The sequence below is a fragment of the Achromobacter sp. genome (assembly GCF_057314935.1).
The window spans coordinates 1-26,288 of record NZ_DBHKZA010000059.1; the positions used below are offsets into that span (position 1 = coordinate 1).

Below are 26,288 nucleotides of genomic sequence, written 5' to 3' on the forward strand. Positions count from 1 at the left end.
GCGCAGTCGATCAACGGATCGGCCACGGATACATGGCGCCGCCATTGCTCCACAACGCGTTCGTGCCGCGCTGCAGGCCCAGCTTGCTGTCCTTGCCGACGTTGCGCTCGAACACTTCGCTGTAGTTGCCCACGGCCTTGATGGCGTTGTAGGCCCACTTTTCGTCCACGCCCATGTTCTTGCCGGCGCCCGGCGTCACGCCCAGGATGCGCAACACGTTGGGGTTGCTGCTCTTCAACATTTCGTCGACGTTCTTCTGGGTGATGCCGTATTCCTCGGCTTCCAGCAGCGCGAACAAGGTCCAGCGCACGATGCCCAGCCAGTTCTCGTCACCCTGGCGCACCATGGGGCCCAGCGGTTCCTTGGAGAAGCGTTCCGGCAGGATCTCGTAGTCGTCGGGATTGGCGACTTGCGTGGCGCGCACGGCGGCCAGTTGCGAGGCGTCGTCGGTGAAGGCGTCGCAGCGGCCAGATTCGAAGGCGCGCACGACTTCGGTCACCTTGTCGATCACGACCGGCTTGAACTCGATCTTGTTCGCCCGGAACCAGTCGGCCAGGTTCAATTCCGTGGTGGTGCCGGGCTGCACGCAGACGGTGGCCCCGTTCAGTTCCTTGGCGCTCTTGACGCCCAGTTTCTTGTTCACCAGGATGCCCTGGCCGTCGTAGAAGCTGGCGGCGACCGCGGACAAGCCCAGCGAGGTGTCGCGCGTCTGGGTCAGCGTGACGGTGCGCAGCAGCACGTCGACTTCCCCCGATTGCAGCGCTGTGAAGCGTTGCTGGGTCGACAGCGCCGTACCCTTGAATTTGGTCGAATCGCCGAATACGGCCGCGGCGACCGCGCGGCAGATATCCACGTCCATGCCTTCCCATTCCCCCTTGCTGTTGGTGGCGGAAAAGCCGGATACGCCGTCGGTCAGGCCGCACTGCACGAACCCTTTTTTCTTCACCGCATCCAGCGTGGGGCCGGCTACCGCCGCCTGGGACGCGCAAGCCAGGGCAAGCGCGCCGGCTGCAAACAAGATGGACCGCTTCATTATTGCCTCTCCTGAGATAGATGCCCGGGCAGGCTTGTAAGCCCTCCCGGCTGAAACCGAGCCCAGCGTTGTCGGGCCGGCCGCCAGATTACGACATGTCCACTGTGTGAACAACGCGATCGGGCCTAGAGGAAACCCGAGGCGATGCCCATCTGAGGCCCTATCAGATTTGTCCGGTGACCGAACTTTATCCGGCCCTCTCAAGCCATCCGGGCGAAGCACGCATGCCATACTTTTTTCGCGCCGGTGTCCGCTCAGCGGCACCGGCGCCGCAGCATAAAAGCCGATCGCGCCACAACAAAAATCCCGGGCGCGCATCGATACTCGGCCGATTCATGGAGGAGACGAATCCATGGCACAAGCAAGCAAGACGCAGCCTCGCCACGCGGCGCACCGCCGCATGGCCCTCAAGACCCTGTTGTTGTCCGCGCTGGCCGCGGCAGGCCTGGGCGCCACCCCCGTCCACGCGGCGGATGACTGGCCCAGCAAGCCCATCAAGATCATCGTGCCCTACACGCCGGGCGGCTCCACCGACATCGTGACCCGCATCGTCATGGAAAAGCTGGGGCCGCGCCTGAAGCAGACGATCATCGTCGAGAACCGGCCGGGGGCCAACAGCAGCGTCGGCTCGGCCATCGCGGCCAAGTCGGACGCAGACGGTTACACCTTTTTGTCCATTCTGCCGGCCTACATCATCAATTTCCACCTGTACAAGCTGACCTACGCGCCAGCCGACCTGACGCCGGTGGTGCAGATGGCCGACCTCCCCCTGTTCCTGTTCGTGGCGCAGGACCTGCCGGTCAATACCGTGGCCGACCTGGTCGCCTACGGCCGCAAGAACCCCGACAAGCTCACCTACGCGTCCAGCGGCAACGGGTCCAGTGCGCACCTGACGGGGGCCGACTTCGCGCTCCAGAACAAGCTCACGATGACCCACGTCGCCTACAAGGGCAGCGCCCCCATCCTGACCGATTTGCTGGGCGGCCGCGTCTCGATGGTGTTCGATCCCATCCTGGTCCCGATGCAGTACGTGAAGCAGAACCGCCTGAAGGCCCTGGCCTTCACCGGCAAGGAACGCTGGCCCACCGAACCCGGCATCCCCACGATGGAAGAAGCCGGCATGCCCGGTTTCGTGACGGGTTCCTGGGCCGGACTGATGGCCCCGGCCGGCACGCCCAAGCCGATCATCGAACGCATGGCGCGCGAAATCGCCGACATCGTCAAGGAACCCGACGTGAAGCAGAAGTTCGTGGATGCGGGCTTCCTGCCCGCCAGCGGCACCACGGCGCAGTTCGCGGAACTGATGAAGACGGATTCGGCGCGCTATGCCGAAATCATCAAGCAGGCCGCCATCACCGTGAACTGAATGCGGACCGGGCGCGGCACCGCGCCTGGCCCGATCGGAGTTTCCCCCATGATCAACAAGTTCATCGACACCCCCGAGGCCGCGGTCTCGGACATCCACGACGGCGCCACGGTGCTGATCAGCGGCTTCGGCGGCGCAGGCATGCCCACCGAACTCATCCATGCGCTGATCGACCAGGGCGCGCGCGAGCTCACCGTCGTCAGCAACAACGCAGGCAACCACGAAACCGGCCTGGCGGCGCTGATCAAGGCCGGCCGCGTGCGCCGCGTGATCTGCTCGTTTCCCAAGGCCTCGCATTCCTGGGTCTTCGACGACCTGTACCGCCGCGGCGCCATCGAACTGGAATGCGTGCCGCAAGGCACCATTGCCGAACGGCTGCGCGCAGCCGGCGCCGGGCTGGGCGGCTTCTTCACGCCCACCGCCTACGGCACCGAACTGGCCCAGGGCAAGGAAACCCGCATCATCGACGGCCGCGGCCACGTCTTCGAAACACCGCTGCACGGCGACTTCGCGCTGGTCAAGGCCGACCAGGGCGACCGCTGGGGCAACCTGACCTACCACAAGAGCGCGCGCAATTTCGGGCCCATCATGTGCATGGCGGCCAAGACCGCCATCGTGCAGGTGCGCGCCAAGGTCGGGCTGGGCGAACTGTCGCCCGAAGCCGTCGTCACGCCCGGCATCTTCGTCGCGCGCGTCACCGAGGTGGCCAATGCCGCCTTTTCCAGCTGAAGGACTCCGCATGCAACCCCTGACCCGCGAGGCCATGGCGCGCCGCCTGGCCCTGGACATTCCCGACGGCAGCTACGTCAATCTGGGCATCGGCATGCCGGTGCTGGTGGCGGCCCACCTCCCCCCCGGCCGCGAGATCGTGCTGCATAGCGAAAACGGCATCCTGGGCATGGGCCCGCCCCCCGCTGAAGACGCCGTCAACCTGGATCTGATCAACGCCGGCAAGCAGCCGGTAACGCTGCTGGAAGGCGGCTCGTACTTTCACCACGCGGATTCGTTCGCGATGATGCGCGGCGGCCATCTGGACATCTGCGTCATGGGCGGCATGCAGGTCGCCGCCAATGGCGACCTGGCCAACTGGTCGCTGGCCAAGCCAGGCGAAGCGCCTGCCGTCGGCGGCGCGATGGACCTGGCGGTGGGCGCGCGCAGCGTGTTCATCATGATGGAGCACAACAGCAAGAACGGCGATCCGAAGATCGTCGAACGCTGCACGTATCCGCTGACGGGCGCAGGCGTGGTTGACCGCATCTACACGGACCTGGCGGTCATTGACGTCACGCCGGAGGGCCTGGTGGTTCGGGATATGATCGACGGCATGACTCTGAACGAACTGCAAGCGCGCACCGGCGCGCCGCTGCGCGCAGGCTGATGCTGCCCAATCTTCCCCCACCCGGCTACGCCGCCCCGCTTGCGGCGGAAGATCATCCCGACCAGTTGCGCGGCGATCCGGACTACATGCTGACGCTTGCGCGCGGCCTGCACGTGATCCGCGCGTTCGGCACGCGCCGCCATCCGCAGACGGCCGCGGAACTGAGCCGGCGCGCCGCGCTGCCGCGCGCAGTCGTGCAGCGTTGCCTGCATACGCTGATCCTGCTGGGCATCGCCGAACAGCATGGCCGGCTGTATGTGCTGACGCCACGCATCCTGGGCCTGGGCTATGCGTACTTTTCGTCCACGCCTTTCGTGTCGCTGGCCCAGCCCGTGCTGGAAGAGCTGAGCGCCACCGTCAATGAAACCTGCGCGCTGGCCATCATGGAAGGCCACGAGATGCTGTACCTGGCGCGCTCGGAAGTGAACCGCCTGCTGGCCACGTCGATGGGGCTGGGCAGCCGCTTGCCGGCGTACTGCACGTCGATCGGACGCGTGCTGCTGGCACAACTGCCCGAACCCGCGCTGGCACGCTACTTCGCCACGGTCGACCTGCAGCCCTACACGGAATTCACGCTGACCACCGAAGCGAAGCTGCGCGCGGAACTGGCGCGCATCCGCGAGCAGGGCTACGCGGTGGTGGACCAGGAACTGGAACTGAACGTGCGCGCGATCTCGGTGCCCGTGCGCTCGGCCAGCGGCAAGGCCTGCGGCGCCGTGAACGTCAGCGTGAAGGCAGCGCGGGTGCCGTTGATCCGGCTGACGGAAGAATTTCTGCCGCCGTTGCGGCAGGCTGTAGAAAGAATTGGCGAATTCCTGGTCGCGTAAAGACGATGTGGGCGGTGTCTGGAGCCGGCCTGGAGCCGGCGCCGCCGCTGACCTTACAGGTCCGTCGTATCCAGCGTGAACGCGGCAGCCGCGCGGCCGATGCGGTCGTTGACCGCGTGCCATTCATCGGTGGCCGGAGGGGCCTGCACGACGATACGGGCGTAGCCCTGTTTGTCCAGGTCGCGCAGCAGGCCATAGAGGGCCTGCGCATAACGCGCCGGATCGGCGGGCACGGGATGCCATTGGAGGCGCGGGTCCAGCGCCAGGGGCGCATCGCCGTACGCCACCACCACGACCTTGCCTTCCGGCAGGTTGCGGCCTAGCGCCACGTCCTGCAGGCGCGCGTCAGAGGCCAGCTCCAACGGCGTGCGCGGCGCGTAGTGCGCTTTCAGCGTGCCCGAGGCACGCGGCGCGGCGGCATCCGGCGCGAACACCTGCACGCCCAGCACCGCTTCGATCTGCGCCGCGCTGATATGGCCGGGACGCAGCAGCACGGGGCCCGCGCCGCGGTCCAGGCGCGACAGATCCAGGATGGTGGACTCGATGCCCACTTCCGATGCGCCCCCCTCCAGCACGGGCATGCCGGCGGCGACTTCATCGGGGAATTCATGGCGCACGTGCTCGGCGCGCGTGGGCGATACCTGGCCGAACTTGTTGGCCGACGGCGCCGCCACGCCGCCCTGCCCATTCGGCTTGCCCGCGGCGAATGCCGCCAGCAGCGCCTGCGCCACGGGATGCGACGGGCAGCGGATGCCGATGCTGTCCTGCCCGCCGCTGACCGTGTCCACGATGTGCGGCGCACGCTTGAGGATCAGGGTCAACGGACCGGGCCAGAACGCGTCGATCAGCAGGCGCGCCTCGGGTGGCACCTCGGCCGCCCAGTACGACACGTCGCCTTGCAGCGCGATGTGCACGATGACGGGGTGGTTCGACGGCCGTCCCTTGGCCGCGTAGATCTTCGCTACCGCTTGCGGACTTTCCGCGTCCGCGCCCAGGCCGTAGACGGTCTCGGTGGGGAAGGCAGCCAGTTCGCCGTCCAGCAAATGTTGCGCGGCAAGGGCGATCTCCGCGGCGCTGGCGGAATCATGCGGGGGCAAGGAAGGCATCGGATCGTCGCGGCTTACTCGGGGGCTTCCATGCCCAGCGCGGCGGCCACGCGGGCGGCGTCGGCGCGGGCCTGGTCCAAGGTGGGCGCCACGATGGTGATGTGGCCCATCTTGCGGCCACGGCGCGCTTCGCGCTTGCCGTACAGGTGCAGCTTGGCCGTCGGCACCGCCAGCGCGGCGGCCCAATCGGGCTCGCGTTGCGTCGTCGCGGTCGAAGACGCATACCAGATGTCGCCCAGGATGTTCAGCATGACGGCGGGCGCCAGCAGCGCGGCGCTGCCCAGTGGCAGGCCGGCCATGGCGCGCGCCTGCTGCTCGAACTGGCTGGTGACGCAGGCGTTCATCGTGTAGTGGCCGCTGTTGTGCGGGCGCGGCGCGATCTCGTTGACGATCAGGCTGCCGTCCTTGAGCACGAAGAACTCCACGCACAGCACGCCGTGGTAACCCAGCCCTTGCGCGATGGCTTTCGCGGCGTCGGTGGCGCGGGCCTGCCGTTCGGCGTGGGCCGCGTCCAGTTGCACCGGTGCCGCGGTCGACACCGCCAGGATGCCGTCGCGGTGCACGTTGCGCGCCACGGGAAACACCACGGTGGCGCCATCGAAACCGCGCGCGATCACGACCGAAATCTCGTAGTCCAGCGGCATCAGCGCTTCCAGCACGCACGCCACGCCGCCGAACTCGGCGAAGGCGGCCAGCGCTTCTTCGCGCGTGTTGATGCGGGCCTGGCCCTTGCCGTCGTAACCCAGGCGCGCGACTTTCAGGATGCCGGGGAACAAGGCGTCGGAGGCAGCGCGCAGGTCCGCTTCGGCGCGGATGGCGGCGTGCGGCGCGACGGGAATCCCTTGCGACGCGATGAACGTCTTTTCGGCGATGCGGTCCTGCACGATGGCCACGGCGTCGGCCGCGGGGCTCACGCGGCAGCGCGTGGCCAGCGCGCGCAGGCTGTCGGCGGGGACGTTTTCGAATTCGGTGGTGACGGCCTGACAGGTCTGGGCCAGCCGGGCCAGGCCGGCTTCGTCATCGTAGGCGGCCTGGATGTGCAGGTCGGCCACCATGCCCGCGGGGCATTCGTCGGCCGGGTCCAGCACCGCGACCTTGTAGCCCAGGCTTTGCGCCGCGTGGCAGAACATGCGGCCCAATTGGCCGCCGCCCAACAGGCCCAGCCAGCCGCCGGGGGCAATCATGAAAGGAGTCGATTGAGTCATACGGATCAGGCCTCGGGCGGAACCTTCATGTCGCGCGCGGCTTGCGTCTGGCGCGCGCGGAAGGCCACCAGCTTCTTGTGCAAACCGGCATCGGTGCCCGCCAACGTGGCGATCACGTGCAGGGCGGCATTGGCCGCGCCCGCTTCACCGATCGCGAAAGTGGCCACCGGCACGCCCTTGGGCATCTGCACGATGGACAGCAGCGAGTCTTCGCCGCGCAGGTACTTGGAGGGGACCGGTACGCCGAACACCGGCACTTCGGTCAGCGCCGCCATCATGCCCGGCAGGTGCGCCGCGCCGCCCGCGCCGGCGATGATGCCGCGCAGGCCGCGGCCGTGCGCCGCCGCGCCGTAGTCGGCCATGTCCTGCGGCATGCGGTGCGCGGAAATCACGCGCGCCTCGTAGGCCACGCCGAAGTCCTCCAGCATGGTGACTGCGTGCTTCATGACCTCCCAATCGCTGGAAGAACCCATAATCACGCCCACCACGGGGGTGGCCTCTGCCGCTGCGGAAGTCTTGGCTGTCATAACCGGTGTCAAAGAGGTAAGACCGCGAAACCTGCCCGCGGAATGTCAAAGGGCCGCGGATTCGATCCGCGAAACCCGGTATTTTACCCGGCGCGCGCGACCGGCTATGGCGCGGCCGAAGACGGCAGCCACAGATAGCTGTCGGGATTGTCCGGGCAAGGCCCGAAACCGCACTCCAGGGTGGTGCTGCCGACGTTGGCCAGCGTCGTGATGAAAAACAGGGCCATGACGACGACGCCCAGCGCCGAGACCGGCTTTTTCAGCATGCTGTCGCCCCATTTTCGGTCGGCGGACTGCATCAGGACGCAGAAGACGATGATGGCGGCAAAGGCGATGAATGCCCAGGTGTAGAAGTGCAGCCCCATGAACGGCGTGCCGTAGCCGGGATCGCCCGGCGCGATATGCAGCAGCACCTGCCGGCCCGAGGCGACCATGCCGCCCAGCGACGCCGCGATGCTCATGCCGTAATGCATGGGCGACGGCCCCACCCGCATGTTCAGTAGGAATCCCACGCCGGCCAGGATGAACGCCACGCGCTGCAACAGGCACAGGGGGCACGGCAGTTCGTCATAAATCAACTGCCAGGCGAAAGCCATGCCCAGGATGCCGGTCACGCCCAGCAGCGCCAGGCCGTTGAGCACGCGCGAGCCGCGCGCGGGGTTGCGGGAGAAGATCATTGCCCCGCCCTTACAACGACAGCGCCAGCGGGCTGGTCATATGGTATTGGCACCAGACGCCGAAGATCACGAGCGTGAGCAGCCAGAAGGTCACGCAGGGGCGGCGTTTTCCCAGCACCCCGAACCACACCGCAACCAATGCGGTCAGAAAGGGCAACATCATGATCATGCGTAAGACTCCTGTCGGCGGACGTCCTGCTTAGGCAGCCGACGAGTATAACGTAACAATACGCAATAATTGTTATCGATTCCCCTAAGCCCGGGCCATAAAAAAACCCGCTCGATGAGCGGGCTTTCGCAAGCGGCAGGGGGATCAGGCGATCAGGCGATCCAGCGCTTCGCGGTACTTGGCGGCCGTCTTTTCCAGCACGTCCTGCGGCAGGCGCGGCGCCGGCGGGGTCTTGTCCCAGGTTTGGGTTTCGAGCCAGTCGCGCACGAACTGCTTGTCGAACGACGGGGGGCTGATGCCCACGCGGTAGCCGTCAGCCGGCCAGAAGCGCGAGGAGTCGGGCGTCAGCACTTCGTCCATCAAATGCAGCGTGCCGTTGTCGTCCAAGCCAAATTCGAACTTGGTATCGGCAATGATGATGCCCTTGGTGGCGGCGAACTTGGCGGCTTCGGCGTACAGCTTGAGCGTGACGTCGCGGATGCGTTCGGCCAGTTCCTGGCCCACTTCCTTGACCACGTGCGCGAAATCGACGTTTTCGTCGTGCATGCCGAATTCGGCCTTGGCGGCGGGCGTGAAGATGGGCTCGGGCAACTGGCTGGCCTGCTGCAGGCCGGCGGGAAGCTTGATGCCGCAGATGGCGCCGGTGGACTGGTAGTCTTTCCAGCCGGAACCGATCAGATAGCCGCGGGCGACCGCTTCCACCAGGATCGGCTTCAAGCGCTTGACCACGACGGCGCGGCCGCGCACCTGGTCCACTTCATCGGGGGCCACCACGTCTTCGGGCTTCACGCCCGTGGAGTGGTTCGGCAGGATGTGGGCCAGCTTCTGCAACCAGAATTCGGTCAGCTCGGTCAGCACCTGTCCCTTGCCGGGAATGGGATCGTCAAGAATCACGTCGAAGGCGGAGATACGATCCGACGCGACGATCAGCAACTTGTCGTCGCCCACCGCGTACATATCGCGCACCTTACCGCGGCCCAGCAGCGGCAAGGACTTGATGCTGGATTGATGCAAAGCAGAAGTCACGGGAATGGCCTATGGCAAAAATGAAGATTCCCGCCTCGGGCAAGCGCCAGGGCGGGAAGTAGAACGAAATCGGAACCTGCACGGGGGACGGCGCATGACGCACGAAGCGCCGAAGCCCGAACCCTGCAAAGCGCATAGATTACTGCAAATATGTCTGCCTTGCCGGGCAGCGGGGGCCGGGTTAGGCTTGGATTCCCAACACACTATTCGCGCCGGCCGCCCCTGGGCGTCACGGCGCAGACCTTACGCCCGGAGACAAAGCCGTATGCAGGATGCTTCCCTCAAACGCCCGTCCGCCGCCGACGCGCAGGTACACCTGACTGGCGGGTGCCAGTGCGGCGCCGTCCGTTACGCCGTGACGGACGAGCCCATCACAGGCGCCACCTGTCATTGCCGGGACTGCCAGTATTCCAGCGGCGGCGCCCCGGCCCATGCCCTGATCTTCCCCGCCGGCTCGGTGACGATGCTGCGCGGCCAGGCCAAGGAACACCGCTACAAGAGCGATTCCGGCCATACCGTCATGCGCAGCTTCTGCGCCGCCTGTGGCACGCCGCTGTTCGGCGGCTCCGAAGGCATGGGATATGCAGTGGTGCGGGCCGGCTCGCTGGACGATCCGGAGGCCTTCCACGCCAAGGCCAGCCTGTGGACGAGCTCGGCGCCGTCCTGGCACCACGTGGACCGCAACATCCCGCATTTCCCGAAGAACGGGCCGGCCGGCTGACGCTTGCACCGAGCATGACGCAAAAAAAGGGGCGGGCCCATGTCGGACCCGCCCCTTTTCACTGCCGGACCGCCGCCCGAAGGCGGCGTAAGGCGATTTATTGCACCACTTGCGACAGCTTGCCCGAGGCGTATTGCGCGGCGATTTCGGTCAGCGGCAGCGCGCGGATCTTGCTGGCGTTGCCGGCCGTGCCGAATTCCGTGTAGCGAGCCACACAGATCGCCTTGGCGGCGGCGCGGGCCGGCTTCAGGTATTCGCGCGGGTCGAACTTTTCGGGATTCTCGGCAAAGAAGCGGCGGATCGCGCCGGTCATGGCCAGACGGATATCGGTATCGATATTGATCTTGCGCACGCCGTACTTGATGGCTTCCTGGATTTCCTCGACGGGCACGCCGTAGGTTTCCTTCATGTTGCCGCCGAATTCGCGGATCTCGGCCAGCAGTTCCTGCGGCACGCTGGAGCTGCCGTGCATCACCAGGTGGGTGTTGGGCAGGCGGGCGTGGATTTCCTTGATGCGGGCGATCGACAGGATGTCGCCGGTGGGCTTGCGCGTGAACTTGTAGGCGCCGTGGCTGGTGCCGATGGCGATAGCCAGGGCGTCCAGTTGCGTGCGGCGCACGAAGTCGGCGGCTTGTTCCGGATCGGTCAGCAGCTGGTCCATGGTCAGCTTGCCGTCGGCGCCGTGGCCGTCTTCCTTGTCGCCTTCCATGGTTTCCAGCGAACCCAGGCAGCCGAGCTCGCCTTCAACGGTCACGCCCAGCTTGTGGGCGATGTCCACGACCTTCTTGGTGACGTCGACGTTGTAGTCGTAGTCGGCGATGGTCTTGCCGTCTTCCTTGAGCGAACCGTCCATCATCACGCTGGAGAAACCCAGGTCGATGGCGCCTTGGCAGACCTTGGGCGACTGGCCGTGATCCTGGTGCATCACGACGGGGATGTGCGGATAGGATTCCACCGCGGCCTGGATCAGGTGCTTCAGGAAGCCTTCGCCCGCGTATTTGCGCGCGCCGGCCGAGGCCTGCATGATCACCGGGCTGTCGGTCTCCGCAGCGGCTTCCATGATGGCCTGAACCTGTTCCAGGTTGTTGACGTTGAAAGCCGGAATGCCGTAGCCGTGCTCGGCGGCATGGTCGAGCAACTGGCGCATGGAGACTAGGGCCATGAGTGGTCCTCCTAAGTACTGTCTATTGAAAGATGGTTGAAGTCCTGCTGAATGGGGTGATTTTACGGGGGAATCGCTGAAAGGTCTTGCAACCGGCCGTATCCGGTCCATTCAGGCGATGGCAGGACGGCGCACGGCCTGGGAAAATCATCCAGATGAAGGAGAAAAACGGGGCGGCCAGGCCGCCCCGCTGCCCCGGCCCTGCCCCTAGACGGGCCGAGGAACGGCGATGCGACCGGCCCAGGGCTGGGCCATTTCCAATTGGGCCGACAAGGCAAGCACCACGTCTTCGCGGCCATAGCGGCCCGCCACCTGCACGCCGACGGGCAGCCCCCCGTCGGTCCAGACCAGTGGCAGGCTTGCCGCCGGCTGCCCCGACGCGTTGAAGGCCGCCGAGAACGTGCCGTAGGTGGCGACCTTGCGGCGGAAGTCCAGGAACGAGCCTTCGGCCGTGGACAGTTCGCCCAGCTTCAGCGGCAGTTGCGTGAGCGACGGCGACAGGATCGCGTCGTAGCCTTCCATGTAGTGGTCGAGTATCCGGCCAATGGCGTGGAAGCGGTTCACGCTGCCGATGTATTGCGCCGCCGGCAAGGTCTTACCGTAGTCATAGCCCTGGCGCAGCACCGGCTCCAGGTCGCCGTCGCGCAACGGCTGGCCGGTCAGGCCCAGCCGCGTATCCACGGACAGCACGATATTGCCGGCCAACACGTTGGCGTGGGCCTGCACGAACGCGTCGTACTCGATGTCCGGCGGCGTGCCTTCCACGACCTCGTGCCCCAGTTCCCGGCACAGCGCCGCGGCGCGCTCGACGGCGGCGACGCATTCGGGCGCGACAGGCACGCCGTTGAACGCGCTGCGCCACAGGACGATGCGCAGCTTGCGCGGCGGCTCGGCCAGCAACGCCAGGTAGGACGCCGGCGCCCTGGGTGCGGCGTAGGGCGCGCCGGGTTCCGGCGCGCCGATGGCGTCCAACGCGGCCGCGGTGTCGCGCACCGATCTCGACAGCACGCCGTCGGTCGCCAGGCCGCCCCAGCCTTCCCCGCGGAACGGCCCCATGGGCACGCGGCCGCGCGAAACCTTCAGGCCATACACGCCGCAGGCCGCGGCCGGGATGCGGATGGAACCGCCCCCGTCGCTGCCGTGCGCCAGCGGCACGATGCCCGCAGCCACCGCCGCCGCCGCGCCGCCGCTGGAGCCGCCCGACGAGCGGGTGGGATCCCACGGATTGCGGGTGGGGCCGCCGTTGCGCGCCGCCTCGGTGGTGGGCGCCATGCAGAATTCAGGCACGGTGGTGCGGGCGAACGGGATCAGGCCTGCGGCCTCGAAGCGGTCGGCCAAGGTGGCGTTGCGGGTGTAGGGCGTGTCGTTCAACAGGCGCGAGCCCAGGCTGGACGGAAAGCGCGTGTGCGCCAGCCCGGAATCCTTCAGCAGGAAAGGGATCGCGCCAAACGCGCCCCGGGGTTTCCACCCGCGCGCCACGTCCAGCGACTCCTCGTAGCGCTCGTAGCACAGCGCATTCATCGCCGGCGCGCGTTCCTGCGCCAGCTTGATGGCGCAGGCCATCAGGTCTTGGGGGCTGACTTCGCGCCGCGCCAGCAGGTCGGCCAGCGCCAGCCCGTCCAGCGCCTGATACTCGGTGTCACGCATACTGCTTGCTCCTAGTTGAGGGGTCCGACAGCGCCTCCGGATCGGGTTTGTTCCAGGCCTTGCCCGGCACCGAATCGATCAGGCGGCGCGTGTATTCATGTTGGGGGTGGTAGAAAATCGTGGCCGCCCGGTCCAGTTCGACCAGTTGTCCTTGCCGCATCACGGCGATGCGGTCGCAGATCTGGGCCGCGACGCGCAAGTCATGGGTGATGAACAGCACCGACAGGTCGAACTGCCCGCTCACCGTCTTGAGCAGGTCCAGCACCTGGGCCTGGATCGACACGTCCAGCGCCGAGACGGCTTCGTCCGCCACCAGCAGCCGGGGCTTCAACGCCAGGGCGCGGGCGATGCCCACGCGTTGGCGCTGTCCGCCCGAGAACTGGTGCGGATAGCGGTCGCCGGCCTCGCCGCCCAGACCCACGAGTTCCAGCAGTTCACGGGCGTCGCGCAGCGCGGTCTTGCGGCTTTCGCCGAATGCGATGGGGCCTTGCGCCACGGCCTCGACCACGCGATGGCGGGGGTTGAGCGACGCGTACGGGTCCTGGAACACCATCTGGATCTGGCGGCGGTAGGGCCGGAAATCGCGCGGCTTCAGACCCACGAGTTCGCGGCCTTCCATGCGGACGCTGCCGCTGTCGGGCGAGATCAGTCCGATCAGCGTGCGGCCCAACGTCGACTTGCCCGACCCGGACTCGCCCACCAGGCCAAGCGTTTCGCCTTGCCGGATTTCCAGCGAGATGTCGCGCAACGCGTCAACCCGGCGGCCGCCGGTGGCGAAGGTCTTGCAGAGCTTGTCGACCACCATCAGCGCCGGTGCCTGGGCGGCCTCTTCCTTGCCCTCGGGCTTGTGCGGCACCGCGGCGATCAGCTGGCGCGTGTAGGGATGCTGGGGCCGGTTCAAGATGTCTGCGGCGGCGCCCGCCTCCACCACGGCGCCCTTGCGCATCACGACGATCCGGTCGGCGATGTCGGCCACCACCCCGAAATCGTGGGTGATGAAGATCACGCCGATGCCCATGCGCCGCTGGATGTCCTTGATCAGACTCAGGATCTGCGCCTGGGTCGTGACGTCCAGCGCCGTCGTGGGTTCGTCGGCGATCAGCACGTCCGGTTCCAGCGCCAGCGCCATCGCGATCACGACGCGTTGCCGTTGGCCGCCCGAAAGCTGGAATGGGAAGGCGTCGTACATGGCCTGCGGATCCGGCAGCAGCACCTGGGCGAAAAGCGCCAGCACGCGTTGCTTGCGCGCCGCGGCATTCAGGCTGGTGTGGCGCTCCAGCACCTCGTCGACCTGCCGGCCCACCCGCATGATGGGGTTCAACGCGGTCATCGGCTCCTGGAACACCATGCCGAAGGACTTGCCGCGCAAGCCGTACCAGTCGGTGGCGGACAGCCCGACCAGGTCACGCCCGCCGTACAGGATCTGCCCTTGCGTGACGTGCAGTTGATCGGCCGGCAACAGCCCCATGATGGCGTGCGCAGTCACGGATTTTCCCGAGCCGGACTCGCCCACCACGCACAGGATCTCGTTGCGGTTGACGGTGTAGGACACGTCCTGCACCACGGTCGGTCCGCCGTGGGCGGCCGTCACGCTCAGGTCACGGATTTCCAGCAACGCGCTCATCACGTCGTCCTCCTGCGGGCCAGTTTGGGATTCAGGGCGTCGTTGAGCGCCTCGCCGATCAGGTTCAGCGACAGCACCGTCAGCAGGATCGCCACGCCAGGGAACACGCTCATCCACCAGGCGTCGCGCAACACGCTGCGCGAGGCGCCGATGATGTAGCCCCAGGTCATGGCGTTGGGGTCGCCCAGGCCCAGGAAGCTCAGCGCGGATTCCAGCAGGATCGAGCTTGCGATCATCAAGGAACCCGAGACGATCACGGGAGACAGGCTGTTGGGCAGGATCTGCGTCAAGATGATGCGCAGGTTGGACTGGCCGGCGAGCATGGCCGCCTGCACGAACTCGCGGTTCTTCAGGCTCATGAACTCGGCCCGCACCAGCCGCGCCAGCGGCGGCCACGACACCACCGCGATGGCGAAGATCACGGTTGCCATGTTGGGCGTCAGGATGGCCACCAGCACCACTGCCAGGAAAAAGCTGGGGATGGTCTGAAACAGCTCGATGAAGCCCACGATGGCCTGGTCGACCCGCCCGCCGTAGAAGCCCGCCAGCGCACCGACCGTGACGCCCACGAGGATGGACACCGCCGTGGAAACGGCGGCCAGCACCAGCGTGATGCGAGACCCGTAGGCGATGCCGGTCGCGATGTCGCGGCCCAGCGTGTCGGTCCCGAGCAGGGCGCCTTCGGACAGCGGCGGCATGAAGGGGCCGTTGATGATGTCCCATGGACTGTCCGGGAAGATCCAGCTGGCGGTGACGGCCATCAGCGTCACCAGCCCCAGGACAAGCAGCCCCATGATGCCGCCCTTGTTGCGGCAGAACGATTGCATGAACGCTTTCATTTCAGTTCGATCCTGGGATCCGCCACCGTGTACAGGATGTCGGTGACGAGGTTGACCACGACTACGATCAGCGAGGCCACGAAGAACACGCCCAGCAGCACGCTGTAGTCGCGCTGGATCAACGCGTCGAACGCCAGCCGCCCGATGCCGGGCCAGGCGAATACCGTCTCCACCAGCAGCGAGCCGCCGATCAGGCCGCCTGCCTGGATGCCGGCATAGGTGATCACCGGCAGCAGCGCGTTGCGCAGCACGTGGCGCACGATCACGGTTCGTTCGGACAGCCCCTTGGCGCGCGCGGTCTTCACGAAATCCAGCTGGCTGATCTCAAGGATGGACGCCCGCGTCAGGCGCGCGTACACGGCCATGTAGAACATGCCCAGCGTCAGCGCCGGCAGCAGCAGGTGCTTGGCCACGTCGGCCAGGCGCGCTACCCCCGTCAGATTGGCGCCCACGCTTTCGTAGCCGAAGGCGGGCAGCCATTCCAGATTCACCGAAAACAGCAGCACCAGCATCAGGCCCACCCAGAACAGCGGGGTGGCGTAGGCCAGCATCGACAACGTGGTGATGACGGTGTCACCCCATTTCCCGACCCGCAGCGCCGCCTGCGTGCCCAGGCTCACGCCCGCCAGCAGCGCGAAGGCGAAGGCCGACAGCGTCAGCAGCAACGTGGCCGGCAGGTGCTGCAGGATCAGGCCGGCGACCGGCGCCTGCTGGCGGTAGGAATAGCCCAGATCGAACGTCGCGACGTTCTTCAGGTACTGCCCCAGTTGCACCGCGATCGGCTTGTCCAGCCCGAACTCCTGGCGCAGCTTCGCGATGAATTCGGCATCCACCGCGCCGGACTGGCCGGCCAGGATCTCTGCCGGGTCGCCCGGCGCCGCGCGCACCAGGAAAAAGTTGAAGAGCGCGATCATCAACAGAACCAGGACGCTCTTGACCACCCGGTTCGCCAGGAATTTGGCGATCTTCTTCATTCTTTGGACAACCAGGTGTCGCTTTGCGTATCCACCACGCCCAGCGCTGTCGTCACGGCGTCATGCACCCGCTTGTTCAGCAGCGTCGAATAGTTGGTGTCGGCCAGCCACAGCACGGGCACGTCCTCCACCAGGATGCGCTGCGCTTCGCTGTAGAGCTTCTGGCGCTCTTCGTCGGTGGCGGCAGTGGCGGCGGCGTTGAACAGTTCATCGACCTTGGGGTTGTTGTACTGAGAGGTGTTGCTGAACATCAGCCCCTTCTTGATATTGCTGCCCAGGTACGTGCGCGACACGCCGATCGCCGGGTCGCCGTACTGGAAAACGCCATTGGCGCCCATGTCGAAATCCCAGTTGCCCACCCGGCTGGTCCAGCCGCCCACGTCGGTGCTTTCGATCGTGACGGCCACGCCGATCTTGGCCAGGTTCTGCTTGATGTATTCAGCGGTGCGACGCGGCATTTCGCCATAGGGCAGCGGGATCAGGCCGACCGTGGCGCGCACGCCTTGGGCGTCGGGCTTGAGGCCCATTTCATCCAGCAGCGCGATCGCCTGCTTGGGGTCGTAGGGATACTTCTTGACGTTGGCGTCATAGAAGCGCGTGTTGTGGTGGATGGGGCCGGTGGCGACGGTGCCCGATCCGAACATGATCTTGTCCGCGATGAACTGGCGGTTGATGCCGTACATCAGCGCCTGGCGGAAGCGCTTGTCCGAAAACGGCTGGCGGCCGCCATTCAATTCGATCCATTGCATGGTCGACCAGTACTCGTACCCTTTGTGGGTCTGGTTGATCGTGGGCAGCTTGGCCACGCGCGCCACGTCGACGGGCTCGATGTCCTGCAGCCAGGCCTGCAGCACGGTCCCCTGCTCCAGCGCCACGCGGCGCGAAGCGGAGTCGGGAATCACGCGGTAGGTGATGCCGTCCAGATAAGGGCGGCCTTCCTTCCAGTAATGCTCGTTCTTGACCAGCTCGATGTACGACCCGCGCTCCCAGCGCTTGAACTTGAAAGGGCCGGTGCCGATGGGCGCGTTGTTGTTCGGGTTCTGGCCGATGGGCGTGTCGACGTCGTACAAGTGCTTGGGCAGGATCGCGCCGCCGCCGATATCGAAGGCGTACAGGAAGGCCGAGTACGGCTGCTTCAGCTTGAACACGACCGTCTGCGGATCCGGCGCCGACACGTCCTGCACGTTGGCCATCAGCGTGCGGGTGCGCGGCGTATTCGCCAGCACTTTGGTGTAGGTGAACACCACGTCGTCCGACGAGAACGGCTTGCCGTCATGCCACTGCACCTTGGGCTGCAGATGGAAGGTGTAGGTCAGGCGGTCGCCCGACACGTCCCAGGACTTGGCCAGCCCCGGTTGCGGCTTGAGGTCGAAGGAGTACGTCAGCAGGCTTTCGAAGATCTTGCCGGCCACCAGCTGCGTGCCGGCCACTTGCTGGACCGCCACGTTCAGCGTGGGCGGTTCCGGGCTCAGGATGGCGGTGAGCACGCCGCCGTACTGGGGCGTTTCGGCCGCATGCGATGCAGGGGCGGACAAGGCCAGCACGCTGGCGGCGGCCAGGGTGCAGCGCGCCAGGGCGCGCCGGGCGATCAGGAATGTCATGGCAGGGATTCCGTAGAAAAAAGGGCAACTGATGGCGGAGGGTGCCGCGGCGCACGCCGCGGGCGGGCTCAGGCTTGCAGCGGTTCAACCCCGCACCAGTCGTGGATGAAGAGCGCCAGCGAGGTCGCCACGCGCACCATGCTGTCCACCGACACGCATTCATTGAAGCCGTGCACGTTCTGCACCTTGGGGCCGTAACACGTCACCGGCACATCCATCATCAGGCGGAAGTGGCGGCCGTCGGTCGTGGCCGTCAGCGCCGTGGGCTGCGGCAGTTCACCCGCGACGCGGCGGTGGGCATCGGCCAGCAATTGCATGGCCGGCACGTCCAGGTCGTATTCGCATCCCGGCGCATGGAAGCCTTCGTAGCGGATGTCGATGCGCACGTCGCTGTCGGTCAGCCCGGCCTGGACGGCGCGGATGCGCGCCTCGACCTGCTGCTTGGCCGCTTCGATCGTCATGTCCGGATAGCAGGCGATGCGCATGCCCAGCGTGCAGACGCTGGGCACGGACGAATTCCAGTCGCCCGCGTGGATCTGCCCCAGGTTGAAATTGATCGGATGCGCGTGTTCGCGATAGGCAGGATGCCGGTTTTCCGGCAAGTTCCATTCGTGTTCCAGCTGCTTCATGGCATCGACGATGCGCAGGCCGGTCTCGACGGGGTTCACGCCCGTCGTCATGTAGGCGGCATGCGCGGGACGACCCACGATATCCACATACATCCAGTACACGCCCAGTTGCGCGCTCATCATGCGTTCGTGCGTAGGCTCGGGGATCACCACCGCGTCGAACGCGCTGAGCTTGGCGGCGGCGATGGCGCTTTGCAGCGCCGACACCGTGGCCAGGGTGCCGTTGCCCGTGTTTTCCTCTTCCAGCACGCCGTTGAAACCGACGGCGCCGGCGGGTTGCATGCCCAGTTCCCGCAGCGCCTTGAAAGCCGCCAGTGCGCAGACGATGCCCGCTTTCATGTCGCCGGCGCCGCGGCCATACAGCCAGCCGTCGCGGAGTTCGCCGTCGAACGGCGCGGGGTCCCAGAGCTCATGCGGGCCAGTCGGCACCACGTCCAGGTGGCCATTGAACAATACCGCCCGGCCGCCCGCGCTGCGCGGCTCGTGGCGCGCCAGCACGTTGTAGCGGCCGCCGTCCGGGCAGCACGCCGGGGAATAGAGCGGCAGGTTCTTCAGTTCTTCCGTCCGCAGCGCAATGCGCTCGGAGGCAAGCCCCAGGTCCGCCAGCGCGTCTTCCATGAACGCGGCGGCGGACATTTCCTGCCCGGGCAGGCTGCGGCACTGGACGAAGCCGGTCAGCGTGTCGGTCATGTACTGGCGAAGCTTGCCGACGGCTTCGGCGATACGGGCCTGGTCCAGGCTGGCTGCTGCGGCGCTCATTGCATTCCCCTTGTCGAGTGTGAAATCGGCGATTTCATAAGTATCAATAGTTGATACTTAGATATCTATATTTGGCATGATAGAGTTCACACAAACGCGGGGCAAGACGGAAACCATGGGTGATTTCCCTAGCCCTAGCAGAAATCGATTGCCACTACAGTGCGTATCCGCGTGCGCTCGCCACGCGCCGATGCGACGCCGCACAGACAAAGAACTGGAGTAGAACAACATGGCCACAACCGAGACCCGGTTCAACCAATCGCTGGCGAAAGGCTTCGGCATCCTGGAGGCTTTCTCCAACAACCCCGGCCCGCTCAGCCTGAACGAACTCACCGAGCTGTCGGGCCTGGACCGCAGCTCGACCCAGCGCATGCTGCACACCCTGGTGGCGCTGGGCTATCTCGAGCGCGGCATCAACCAGCGCGGATATGTCCTGGGCAAGAAGATCCTGGACCGGACCTTCGATTTCCTGCGCGGCCATCCGCTGCTGGAACGCGCCACGCCCATCCTTGAGCAACTGCAACAGGAATGCGGTGAACGTGTCGATCTGAGCCTGTTCGACGACCTGACCATCGTCTATGCGTTGCGTCGCCAGACGAAGCGCCAGACGTTCTATGCCACGCTGGTCGGGCGCCGCATGCCCACGTTCTCGTCCTCCGGCGGCCGCGCCATCATGTCGCACCTGGCCGACGACGAAGTCGACGACATCCTGGCGCGCAGCGACATGCGCCCGCTGACGCCCAAGACCATCACCGACCCCGACCTGATCCGCCAGCGCGTGCGCGAAGCGCGCGTGCAGGGCTACGCGATCTGCCTGGAAGAGAGCATGGTGGGCGAAATCGTGTTGGCCAGCGCCGTCGTCGACCACAGCGGGCGACCTTTGGCGGCCATCCACATCTCCGGCCTGCTGGCCGAATGGACGCTGGAATCGTTTTCCCAGCGCTTCAGCTCGCTGGCCATCTCGGCCGCGCGCGCGCTCAGCGGCCGCCCCAACCGCAACTGAGCACCCCGTCCCGGCCACCCTGCTCCCGGGAAATCCCTAGCGCCGGCCGCCTTGCGCGGCCGGGCAGGCTGCTGCACCATAACTTCCTTGGATTCTTAAGTATCACTATTTGATACTTAAGATTTAATGTTGCTGCACCCGAGCCCGCCTCGGGCGCCAACCCAAGGAGGTTTGCCTTGAAGTGCAATATCGTCCGCCGCGCCCTGGCGCAGGGCCTGTTGGCCGCTGCCGCCCTCGCCGCCGCTCCTGCCGTCTTTGCCGCCCCGCCCTCGCCCGATGCCCAGCCGCAATACGGCGGCGTGCTGACCGCCATCCTGAACCCGGAACCGCCCAACCTGAATGTGGCCATGCAGCAGGTCGGCACCACGCAGATGGTGGCAGGCAAAGTCTATGAAAGCCTGCTGACCTACTCCTTCGACCTGAAGCCGCAGCCCAGCCTGGCCAAATCGTGGGACGTGTCAAACGACCAGCTGACCTACACCTTCCATTTGCAGCCCAATGCGCAATGGCACGACGGCAAACCCTTTACCTCGGCGGACGTGCTGTTTTCCTACAAGCAGGTGCTGGCCAATACGCCCCGCACCCGTTCGCTGATGCGCTACATCGAGGACATCACCGCGCCCGACGCGCACACCGTGGTGTTCAAGTTGAAGGAGCGCTACTCGGCATTTCTGTACGCCTTCGACATCGGCGGCGGCGTGATCCTGCCCAAGCACTTGTTCGACGTGGATACGCCCATGGCGCAGAACCCGCACAACAACGCGCCCATCGGCACCGGCCCCTTCAAGTTCAAGCGCTGGGAACGCGGGTCGTACATCGAACTGGTGAAGAACGAGCATTACTGGAAGGAAGGCCGCCCCTATCTGGACGGCATTACCTACCGCGTGATCCCGGATGCCGCCTCGCGCCGCCTGGCGCTCGAGCAGCGCACGGTGCAGCAAGCCTGGCTGCAGGACATCGAACCGTTCGACATGCCGCGCGTGTCGAAACTGGCGCACATCAATGTCACGCAAAAGGGCTATGAATACTGGTCCACGCTGCACTGGATCGAAATGAACCAGGCGCGCAAGCCGATGGACGACAAGCGTTTCCGGCAAGCCGTCATGTACGCGATCGACCGCGAATTCATCGTCAAGCGCATCATGTTCGGCCTGGGCACCGTCTCGACCGGCCCGTTCCACCGCAACACGCGCTTCTTCGATCCCAATATCAAGCAGTATCCGTACGACCCGAAGAAAGCCATCGCGCTGCTCGACGAGATGGGGCTGAAGCCGGATGCCAAGGGCGTGCGCGTGAAGCTGGGGCTGATTCCCAACCCCTACGGCGAGATGCAGCGCCGCATCGCGGAATACACCAAGCAGAGCCTGGGCAAGGTCGGCATCGCCATCGACATCGAAAGCACCGACGTCGGCGGCTGGACCTCGCGCATGGGCAACTGGGATTTCGACATGGCCTACAACGGCGTCTTCCAGTATGGCGACCCGGCGATCGGCGTATCGCGCACCTACGTCAGCAGCAACATCAAGAAAGGACTGGCCTTCACCAACACTTCGCAATACCGCAACCCCAAAGTGGACGAATTGTTCGACCAGGCGGCCACCGCCGCGACGGACGAGGAACGCCAGCGCCTGTATACGGAATTGCAGAAGATCTTGGCCGAGGACGTGCCACTGGCCTGGATCGACGACACCAACTACTCCACCTTCCTGGACTCGCGCGTGCATGGCGCCATTACCACCGGCCTGGGGGCCGTTGACACCTACGCCGACGCCTGGCTGGCGCCGAAATAGGCCGAAGGCCCGCGGCGCATCGGCGCCGCCGGCCTTCTTCGTGTCAGGGCCTGCCGGCGTGCGGCACGTCTACCCGCGTCATCAGGATCCGGCCTTCGGGTTTGGCGCGGCGGTTGGCTTCGATGAAGTCAGGCGCCGCCGCCATGAACAGCGTGCGGCCGTCGGCCCCGCCCAGCGCCGCGGCGAAGATGCCGAGTTCGCCCGTATCGATCTGCTCCAGGATCTTGCCGCCACGCGCGACCCGCACGATCCGCTTGCCGATGGCATCCGCCACCCAGACCGCCCCTTCCGCGTCCAGCGCGCCGCCGTCAGGACCGATGGCCGACGCCGCGATCAGCACCCACAGGTCATCGCTGTCGGGCAGCGCGCCGAAGTCCGCCCAGTCGCGCCGCGGCCCCAGCGCCCCGTTGGCCTGGATATCGAATTCGGAGATCCGGTTGCCGAAGGTCTCGTTGACGATCAGCGTTTTGCCGTCCGGGGTGATGAAAGAGCCGTTGGGAAAGCACAGCCCGTCGGCCACCACCTGCGCGACCCCGTCCGTGTCCACGCGCACCAGGGTCGTCGTGGCGACGGGTGCGCCTGCCATCAGGTCGAAACCGAAATTGCCCACGTAGGCGCGACCCTGCGCATCCACCACCATGTCGTTGATCGGGCCGCCCGTCAGCGCGGACAGGTCGGCATGCACCGCCAGCGTGCCGTCCGGCTCGCGGCGCAGCACTTTGCGGTCTTTCATGGATGAGATCAAGAGGCGTCCGTCGGGCAGCCAGCCCAGGCCGGACGGCTGCTGCGGCACGCGGCAGATCTGCTCGACCCGCCCCTGGAGGTCCACGGCAATCACCTGTTCCGTATAGAAGTCCGACGCCCACAGGCGGTCTTCGTGCCACCGCAAGCCTTCCAGGTAGGTGTACCCGGAAGCCAGCACGGACAATTCGCGTTTCGGCATTGCCTTGTCTCCTGTCTATCGCCCCGGTCGGGGCCGGTTCTTTTTTCGAGGCGCCGCAATGGCCTTGCGGGCCTTGGCGCCGGCCCATTCTGGCATGGCTGATCCGTCCCCGACCTGACAACCAACTGTCAGGTTTGCGGCGTTAACATCGCGCCCCAAGGGAAAACCCGCACGTTCGGGCATCCCTGGCATATCCGTCACCGGACCGTCGTGCCCCGCCCTATGCCGGCGGGCCCGCCCCTCCCAGGGCTCCGCGACAGGTCCCTGTTTCCGTTTTGATCATGAATACAAAGAAGCTGACGCGCTACATCGGCATCGCGATGGTGTTGGGCATCGTGGTGGGCTACCTCTGCAACCAGACGGCGCAGGACGCGAAAGACGCGGCGCAGATCGCGTCTTACTTCAGCCTGATCACGGATATCTTCCTGCGCATGATCAAGATGATCATCGCCCCGCTGGTGTTCGCCACGCTGGTGTCCGGTCTGGCCAGCATGAGCGACGCCAACGCCGTGGGCCGCATCGGCCTGCGCGCCATGGTCTGGTTCATCGCCGCCTCGGCGATTTCGCTGCTGCTGGGCCTGCTGCTGGTCAATATCTTCCAGCCCGGCGCGCACATGAACCTGGCGATACCCGATGCGGGCATCACGTCGGGACTGAAGACGGGCGACTTCACCCTCAAGGCCTTCATCGCGCACGTGTTCCCCAAGAGCATTGCGGAAGCCATGGCCAACAACGAGATCCTGCAGATCCTGGTGTTCTCGCTGTTCTTCGGCGCCGCGCTGTCCTTCATCCGCGGCAAAGGCCACAATACGATCTACAACATGATCGACGAGCTGGCCAAGATCATGTTCCGCGTGACGGATTACGTGATGCGTTTCGCGCCGCTGGGGGTGTTCGCCGCCATGGCCGCCGCCATCACCACCGAAGGCCTGGGCGTGCTGGTCAGCTACGGCAAGCTGATCGGCGAGTTCTACCTGGGCCTGGCGCTGTTGTGGGCCATCCTGTTCGGCGTGGGCTACCTGTTCCTGGGCAAGTCCACGCGCCGCCTGGGCGGCCTGATCAAGGAACCCACGCTGCTGGCCTTTTCCACTGCCAGCAGTGAATCGGCCTATCCGAAGACCATTGAAGCACTTGAGCGTTTCGGCGTGTCCAAGCGCATTTCGGGCTTCGTGCTGCCGCTGGGCTACTCGTTCAACCTGGATGGTTCGATGATGTACCAGTCCTTTGCGGTGCTGTTCATCGCGCAGGCCTACAACATCGAAATGAGCTTTGCGCAGCAATTGACGCTGCTGCTGGTGCTGATGGTGACCAGCAAGGGCATGGCCGGCGTGGCGCGCGCCTCGCTCGTCGTCGTGGCCGCGACCTTGCCGATGTTCCATCTGCCCGAAGCCGGCCTGCTGCTGATCATGGGCATCGACCAGTTCTTCGACATGGGCCGCACGGCCACCAACGTCGTCGGCAACAGCCTGGCCACCGCGGTGATCGCCAAGCTGGAAGACGACCGGGGCGACCAGCCTGCAGACGCATCGGCAGACGACGCGAATGCGGCAACGGGCAAGCCCGCCAGCCAGGATGCATGACAAAGGCGATAAAAAAGCGGGCCGTGGCCCGCTTTTTTATTAACACCTGATTGCTTGACCTGCCGGCATCGGCGGGAGCAACATAAGACTCCCTTGCCTGACTCCCCGCGCGGCGCCCCGGCGCCACGCGCGATACGCATGCCATGACACCCCTTCCCCTGCGCGGCATTCTGGCAGCCATTGCCATGACGGCCATCGTGCCTGCCGCCCACGCCTGGACACGCATTTCGTGCGACCTGTCCGGCACGGCTTCCACGCCCGCCGTACAGATGCGCCAGTACCGTACCGATGGCACCGAACTCACACAGACGACATTCCGGCTGAAGGTGAAATCGGCCGACATCCCCGATGGCGCGCGCGCCGATACGGATTGCACGGAATTCGTGGACCGCGACATCGACGTCACGCTTGAGAACACGGCGCCCGGCCAGATCCGCAAGGGCAAGCCGCTTAAATTGCGCTACCGCTACGACGAATCGCTGGGCCAGAGCCTGGCGACGAAGTTCGAACTGGTCCGCTAAGGAACCGCCCCATCCGTCTGCCAGGCATTCAGGCTTAGTCGTTGACCGAGCAGGATACCGGCGCGCCGTCTTCGAATTCGACGTCGTAGGTGTGGACGGGATCCCACGGCAGCGTGAACCACAGTTCATAGCCGTCGCCGTCTTCATCGAACAGCCACAGCGCGCGCAGCACGGCCTTTTCGGCCATGGCTTCCGCGGTTTCTTCCTTCAGCAGCTGGTCGTCTTCGATGCCGAGCTTCTTGCAGTGCTCGTAGGAATAGTTGTCCAGCAGGAACTCGGACGCTGCCAGGATGTGGTCGTCCAGATTGTCGATGATGGCCTTGACTACCTTGGACGCGCCGCTGTCAGGCTCTTCGCCGTCCGTCTGGATCATGACGTGGATGGGCGGACGGCCGTTGCCGGCGGGCACGTTCTCGGCCGCCCACAGATCGGGTTCTTCGGGGTCTTGGGTGAAATTGAATCGTGCCATCGCGCGCTCCGGAAAATTGGATGGCGAACCGTGAAAAGTACGGCTTCGCCTGAGCAAGCCGCAAGAACGCGGCTCCGCCTTAGGCCGTTACGCCCTTTCGCCATTTAACCAGATGCGGGGCACCCCGTCTGTGACCGGGAGCGATGTTTTTGCGCCTATACGCGTTCCAACGGCCAATGCGGCAAGGGCGGCAGCTCCGTCCGGATGGCGTCGCCCGGGCTGACCGCCCCGCCCTCGAGCACGATTCCCATCACCCCGGCCCGACGCAGCAGGCTGCCGTCCGAGTTGCGCCCCAGCACGGCGGCCGTCAGGCCCTTCTGGTATTTATCCAATTGGGAGCAAGGGTTGCGCAGGCCGGTGATCTCGATGACCGCGTCGGCGCCGATGCGCAGGCGCGCCCCGCGTGGCAGGGCCAGAAGATCGATGCCGCGTGTCGTGATGTTTTCCCCCATCGTCCCTTCGGCCACGTTGAATCCGGCCAATTGCAGTTCATCGTGCAATTCGCCCTGGATCAGATGGACTTGCCGCAGATTGGGCTGCGTCGGATCGGCCCTGACCCGGGAGCGGTGCTGGACGGTGACCCCCAGGTGGCAATCGCCCTCGACCCCCAGCCCCTTGCGCAGCACGATCATGGGCACGACCGGCTTGCTGAACGTGTGCGTGGCGCTCAGCGCCACGGCAATCACTATCGGATTCATCGCGGGGCTCCTGA

At 65.8% G+C, this 26,288-nt stretch carries 26 protein-coding genes; 9 read left to right on the top strand and 17 right to left on the bottom strand.

Going from position 1 to position 26,288, the window contains the following annotated elements; genetic code table 11:
* Positions 1–10 precede the first annotated feature (10 nt).
* Complete coding sequence (locus ACO6D5_RS20485) at positions 11–1,033, bottom strand: amino acid ABC transporter substrate-binding protein (protein WP_485826378.1); 1,023 nt, start codon at positions 1,031–1,033, stop codon at positions 11–13.
* Between the two features lie 352 nt (positions 1,034–1,385).
* Here ACO6D5_RS20485 and ACO6D5_RS20490 point away from each other — a divergent pair, with 352 nt between their 5' ends.
* From ACO6D5_RS20490 to ACO6D5_RS20505, 4 genes are read left to right on the top strand one after another with little or no spacing between them, the layout of a single operon-like run.
* The gene (locus ACO6D5_RS20490) at positions 1,386–2,399 is read left to right on the top strand and encodes a Bug family tripartite tricarboxylate transporter substrate binding protein (protein WP_485826379.1); all 1,014 of its coding nucleotides are present in this window, start codon (positions 1,386–1,388) and stop codon (positions 2,397–2,399) included.
* Positions 2,400–2,447: 48 nt separating this feature from the next.
* A complete protein-coding gene (locus ACO6D5_RS20495; RefSeq protein ID WP_315527631.1) occupies positions 2,448–3,128 on the top strand; it encodes a 3-oxoacid CoA-transferase subunit A in 681 nt (226 codons plus the stop codon).
* A gap of 10 nt (positions 3,129–3,138) precedes the next feature.
* Positions 3,139–3,777 (top strand): 3-oxoacid CoA-transferase subunit B, encoded by a 639-nt coding sequence (locus ACO6D5_RS20500; protein WP_315527633.1) that lies wholly within the window; start codon positions 3,139–3,141, stop codon positions 3,775–3,777.
* The gene (locus ACO6D5_RS20505; RefSeq protein ID WP_006222801.1) at positions 3,777–4,604 is read left to right on the top strand and encodes an IclR family transcriptional regulator domain-containing protein; all 828 of its coding nucleotides are present in this window, start codon (positions 3,777–3,779) and stop codon (positions 4,602–4,604) included. The genes ACO6D5_RS20500 and ACO6D5_RS20505 overlap by 1 nt, the downstream gene beginning before the upstream one ends.
* A 53-nt stretch (positions 4,605–4,657) precedes the next feature.
* Here the strand turns inward: ACO6D5_RS20505 and ACO6D5_RS20510 are convergent, their stop codons facing one another.
* The 6 genes from ACO6D5_RS20510 to ACO6D5_RS20535 all read right to left on the bottom strand — a co-directional run bounded on the left by ACO6D5_RS20510 (position 4,658) and on the right by ACO6D5_RS20535 (position 9,314).
* Entirely contained in the window at positions 4,658–5,710 is a 1,053-nt protein-coding gene (locus tag ACO6D5_RS20510; protein WP_485826380.1) for an L-threonylcarbamoyladenylate synthase, read from the bottom strand.
* A gap of 14 nt (positions 5,711–5,724) precedes the next feature.
* Positions 5,725–6,915 (bottom strand): 5-(carboxyamino)imidazole ribonucleotide synthase, encoded by a 1,191-nt coding sequence (locus ACO6D5_RS20515; RefSeq protein ID WP_485826381.1) that lies wholly within the window; start codon positions 6,913–6,915, stop codon positions 5,725–5,727.
* A 5-nt stretch (positions 6,916–6,920) separates the two neighbouring features.
* Positions 6,921–7,442, bottom strand: a complete 522-nt coding sequence (gene purE, locus ACO6D5_RS20520; protein ID WP_315527638.1) for a 5-(carboxyamino)imidazole ribonucleotide mutase — start codon at positions 7,440–7,442, stop codon at positions 6,921–6,923.
* A gap of 104 nt (positions 7,443–7,546) precedes the next feature.
* Positions 7,547–8,119, bottom strand: coding sequence for a disulfide bond formation protein B (locus ACO6D5_RS20525; RefSeq protein WP_315527639.1), 573 nt, complete (start codon positions 8,117–8,119; stop codon positions 7,547–7,549).
* A 10-nt stretch (positions 8,120–8,129) separates the two neighbouring features.
* On the bottom strand, positions 8,130–8,288 hold the full coding sequence (locus ACO6D5_RS20530; RefSeq protein WP_315527641.1) for a DUF5993 family protein: 159 nt from the start codon (positions 8,286–8,288) through the stop codon (positions 8,130–8,132).
* Between the two features lie 144 nt (positions 8,289–8,432).
* Positions 8,433–9,314 (bottom strand): phosphoribosylaminoimidazolesuccinocarboxamide synthase, encoded by an 882-nt coding sequence (locus ACO6D5_RS20535; RefSeq protein WP_006222795.1) that lies wholly within the window; start codon positions 9,312–9,314, stop codon positions 8,433–8,435.
* Positions 9,315–9,579: 265 nt separating this feature from the next.
* Between ACO6D5_RS20535 and ACO6D5_RS20540 the strand changes: the two genes are divergently transcribed.
* Positions 9,580–10,035 (top strand): GFA family protein, encoded by a 456-nt coding sequence (locus tag ACO6D5_RS20540; protein WP_485826382.1) that lies wholly within the window; start codon positions 9,580–9,582, stop codon positions 10,033–10,035.
* A gap of 97 nt (positions 10,036–10,132) precedes the next feature.
* Here ACO6D5_RS20540 and fba read toward each other — a convergent pair whose 3' ends face one another.
* The 7 genes from fba to ACO6D5_RS20575 form a co-directional block, all read right to left on the bottom strand.
* A complete protein-coding gene (gene fba / locus ACO6D5_RS20545) occupies positions 10,133–11,197 on the bottom strand; it encodes a class II fructose-bisphosphate aldolase (protein WP_315137852.1) in 1,065 nt (354 codons plus the stop codon).
* A gap of 207 nt (positions 11,198–11,404) precedes the next feature.
* Positions 11,405–12,844, bottom strand: coding sequence for an amidase (locus tag ACO6D5_RS20550; RefSeq protein ID WP_485826383.1), 1,440 nt, complete (start codon positions 12,842–12,844; stop codon positions 11,405–11,407).
* Positions 12,837–14,468 carry an ABC transporter ATP-binding protein gene (locus tag ACO6D5_RS20555; protein WP_315527650.1) on the bottom strand — a complete coding sequence of 544 codons (1,632 nt, stop codon included), beginning with the start codon at positions 14,466–14,468 and terminating at the stop codon, positions 12,837–12,839. The genes ACO6D5_RS20550 and ACO6D5_RS20555 overlap by 8 nt, the downstream gene beginning before the upstream one ends.
* Positions 14,468–15,307: an ABC transporter permease gene (locus ACO6D5_RS20560; protein WP_315527652.1), complete on the bottom strand. Its 840-nt coding sequence runs from the start codon at positions 15,305–15,307 to the stop codon at positions 14,468–14,470. Before ACO6D5_RS20560 ends, ACO6D5_RS20555 begins: the two co-directional genes overlap by 1 nt.
* Positions 15,304–16,281 (bottom strand): ABC transporter permease, encoded by a 978-nt coding sequence (locus ACO6D5_RS20565; protein WP_485826384.1) that lies wholly within the window; start codon positions 16,279–16,281, stop codon positions 15,304–15,306. The genes ACO6D5_RS20560 and ACO6D5_RS20565 overlap by 4 nt, the downstream gene beginning before the upstream one ends.
* Entirely contained in the window at positions 16,278–17,882 is a 1,605-nt protein-coding gene (locus ACO6D5_RS20570; protein ID WP_485826385.1) for an ABC transporter substrate-binding protein, read from the bottom strand. Before ACO6D5_RS20570 ends, ACO6D5_RS20565 begins: the two co-directional genes overlap by 4 nt.
* Before the next feature lie 68 nt (positions 17,883–17,950).
* Positions 17,951–19,270 carry an ArgE/DapE family deacylase gene (locus ACO6D5_RS20575; protein ID WP_485826386.1) on the bottom strand — a complete coding sequence of 440 codons (1,320 nt, stop codon included), beginning with the start codon at positions 19,268–19,270 and terminating at the stop codon, positions 17,951–17,953.
* A gap of 229 nt (positions 19,271–19,499) precedes the next feature.
* Between ACO6D5_RS20575 and ACO6D5_RS20580 the strand changes: the two genes are divergently transcribed.
* Positions 19,500–20,273 carry an IclR family transcriptional regulator domain-containing protein gene (locus tag ACO6D5_RS20580; RefSeq protein WP_315527659.1) on the top strand — a complete coding sequence of 258 codons (774 nt, stop codon included), beginning with the start codon at positions 19,500–19,502 and terminating at the stop codon, positions 20,271–20,273.
* Between the two features lie 176 nt (positions 20,274–20,449).
* Positions 20,450–22,063 (top strand): ABC transporter substrate-binding protein, encoded by a 1,614-nt coding sequence (locus ACO6D5_RS20585; RefSeq protein WP_485826387.1) that lies wholly within the window; start codon positions 20,450–20,452, stop codon positions 22,061–22,063.
* Positions 22,064–22,106: 43 nt separating this feature from the next.
* Here ACO6D5_RS20585 and ACO6D5_RS20590 read toward each other — a convergent pair whose 3' ends face one another.
* Positions 22,107–23,006: an SMP-30/gluconolactonase/LRE family protein gene (locus tag ACO6D5_RS20590; protein WP_485826388.1), complete on the bottom strand. Its 900-nt coding sequence runs from the start codon at positions 23,004–23,006 to the stop codon at positions 22,107–22,109.
* Between the two features lie 281 nt (positions 23,007–23,287).
* Here ACO6D5_RS20590 and ACO6D5_RS20595 point away from each other — a divergent pair, with 281 nt between their 5' ends.
* The gene (locus ACO6D5_RS20595) at positions 23,288–24,586 is read left to right on the top strand and encodes a dicarboxylate/amino acid:cation symporter (protein ID WP_315527664.1); all 1,299 of its coding nucleotides are present in this window, start codon (positions 23,288–23,290) and stop codon (positions 24,584–24,586) included.
* 143 nt (positions 24,587–24,729) lie between these two features.
* Positions 24,730–25,107 carry a hypothetical protein gene (locus tag ACO6D5_RS20600; RefSeq protein ID WP_485826389.1) on the top strand — a complete coding sequence of 126 codons (378 nt, stop codon included), beginning with the start codon at positions 24,730–24,732 and terminating at the stop codon, positions 25,105–25,107.
* Positions 25,108–25,141: 34 nt separating this feature from the next.
* Here the strand turns inward: ACO6D5_RS20600 and ACO6D5_RS20605 are convergent, their stop codons facing one another.
* Entirely contained in the window at positions 25,142–25,576 is a 435-nt protein-coding gene (locus tag ACO6D5_RS20605; RefSeq protein ID WP_280029608.1) for a hypothetical protein, read from the bottom strand.
* A gap of 155 nt (positions 25,577–25,731) precedes the next feature.
* Positions 25,732–26,274: an MOSC domain-containing protein gene (locus tag ACO6D5_RS20610; RefSeq protein WP_485826390.1), complete on the bottom strand. Its 543-nt coding sequence runs from the start codon at positions 26,272–26,274 to the stop codon at positions 25,732–25,734.
* Positions 26,275–26,288 lie beyond the last annotated feature (14 nt).

Bases quoted from the DNA above. Each gene is read 5' to 3' on its own strand.
- ACO6D5_RS20485 (WP_485826378.1), bottom strand. From the start codon at position 1,033: ATGAAGCGGTCCATCTTGTTTGCAGCCGGCGCGCTTGCCCTGGCTTGC.
- ACO6D5_RS20490 (WP_485826379.1), top strand. From the start codon at position 1,386: ATGGCACAAGCAAGCAAGACGCAGCCTCGCCACGCGGCGCACCGCCGC.
- ACO6D5_RS20495 (WP_315527631.1), top strand. From the start codon at position 2,448: ATGATCAACAAGTTCATCGACACCCCCGAGGCCGCGGTCTCGGACATC.
- ACO6D5_RS20500 (WP_315527633.1), top strand. From the start codon at position 3,139: ATGCAACCCCTGACCCGCGAGGCCATGGCGCGCCGCCTGGCCCTGGAC.
- ACO6D5_RS20505 (WP_006222801.1), top strand. From the start codon at position 3,777: ATGCTGCCCAATCTTCCCCCACCCGGCTACGCCGCCCCGCTTGCGGCG.
- ACO6D5_RS20510 (WP_485826380.1), bottom strand. From the start codon at position 5,710: ATGCCTTCCTTGCCCCCGCATGATTCCGCCAGCGCCGCGGAGATCGCC.
- ACO6D5_RS20515 (WP_485826381.1), bottom strand. From the start codon at position 6,915: ATGACTCAATCGACTCCTTTCATGATTGCCCCCGGCGGCTGGCTGGGC.
- purE (WP_315527638.1), bottom strand. From the start codon at position 7,442: ATGACAGCCAAGACTTCCGCAGCGGCAGAGGCCACCCCCGTGGTGGGC.
- ACO6D5_RS20525 (WP_315527639.1), bottom strand. From the start codon at position 8,119: ATGATCTTCTCCCGCAACCCCGCGCGCGGCTCGCGCGTGCTCAACGGC.
- ACO6D5_RS20530 (WP_315527641.1), bottom strand. From the start codon at position 8,288: ATGATCATGATGTTGCCCTTTCTGACCGCATTGGTTGCGGTGTGGTTC.
- ACO6D5_RS20540 (WP_485826382.1), top strand. From the start codon at position 9,580: ATGCAGGATGCTTCCCTCAAACGCCCGTCCGCCGCCGACGCGCAGGTA.
- fba (WP_315137852.1), bottom strand. From the start codon at position 11,197: ATGGCCCTAGTCTCCATGCGCCAGTTGCTCGACCATGCCGCCGAGCAC.
- ACO6D5_RS20550 (WP_485826383.1), bottom strand. From the start codon at position 12,844: ATGCGTGACACCGAGTATCAGGCGCTGGACGGGCTGGCGCTGGCCGAC.
- ACO6D5_RS20555 (WP_315527650.1), bottom strand. From the start codon at position 14,468: ATGAGCGCGTTGCTGGAAATCCGTGACCTGAGCGTGACGGCCGCCCAC.
- ACO6D5_RS20560 (WP_315527652.1), bottom strand. From the start codon at position 15,307: ATGAAAGCGTTCATGCAATCGTTCTGCCGCAACAAGGGCGGCATCATG.
- ACO6D5_RS20565 (WP_485826384.1), bottom strand. From the start codon at position 16,281: ATGAAGAAGATCGCCAAATTCCTGGCGAACCGGGTGGTCAAGAGCGTC.
- ACO6D5_RS20570 (WP_485826385.1), bottom strand. From the start codon at position 17,882: ATGACATTCCTGATCGCCCGGCGCGCCCTGGCGCGCTGCACCCTGGCC.
- ACO6D5_RS20575 (WP_485826386.1), bottom strand. From the start codon at position 19,270: ATGAGCGCCGCAGCAGCCAGCCTGGACCAGGCCCGTATCGCCGAAGCC.
- ACO6D5_RS20580 (WP_315527659.1), top strand. From the start codon at position 19,500: ATGGCCACAACCGAGACCCGGTTCAACCAATCGCTGGCGAAAGGCTTC.
- ACO6D5_RS20590 (WP_485826388.1), bottom strand. From the start codon at position 23,006: ATGCCGAAACGCGAATTGTCCGTGCTGGCTTCCGGGTACACCTACCTG.
- ACO6D5_RS20595 (WP_315527664.1), top strand. From the start codon at position 23,288: ATGAATACAAAGAAGCTGACGCGCTACATCGGCATCGCGATGGTGTTG.
- ACO6D5_RS20600 (WP_485826389.1), top strand. From the start codon at position 24,730: ATGACACCCCTTCCCCTGCGCGGCATTCTGGCAGCCATTGCCATGACG.
- ACO6D5_RS20605 (WP_280029608.1), bottom strand. From the start codon at position 25,576: ATGGCACGATTCAATTTCACCCAAGACCCCGAAGAACCCGATCTGTGG.
- ACO6D5_RS20610 (WP_485826390.1), bottom strand. From the start codon at position 26,274: ATGAATCCGATAGTGATTGCCGTGGCGCTGAGCGCCACGCACACGTTC.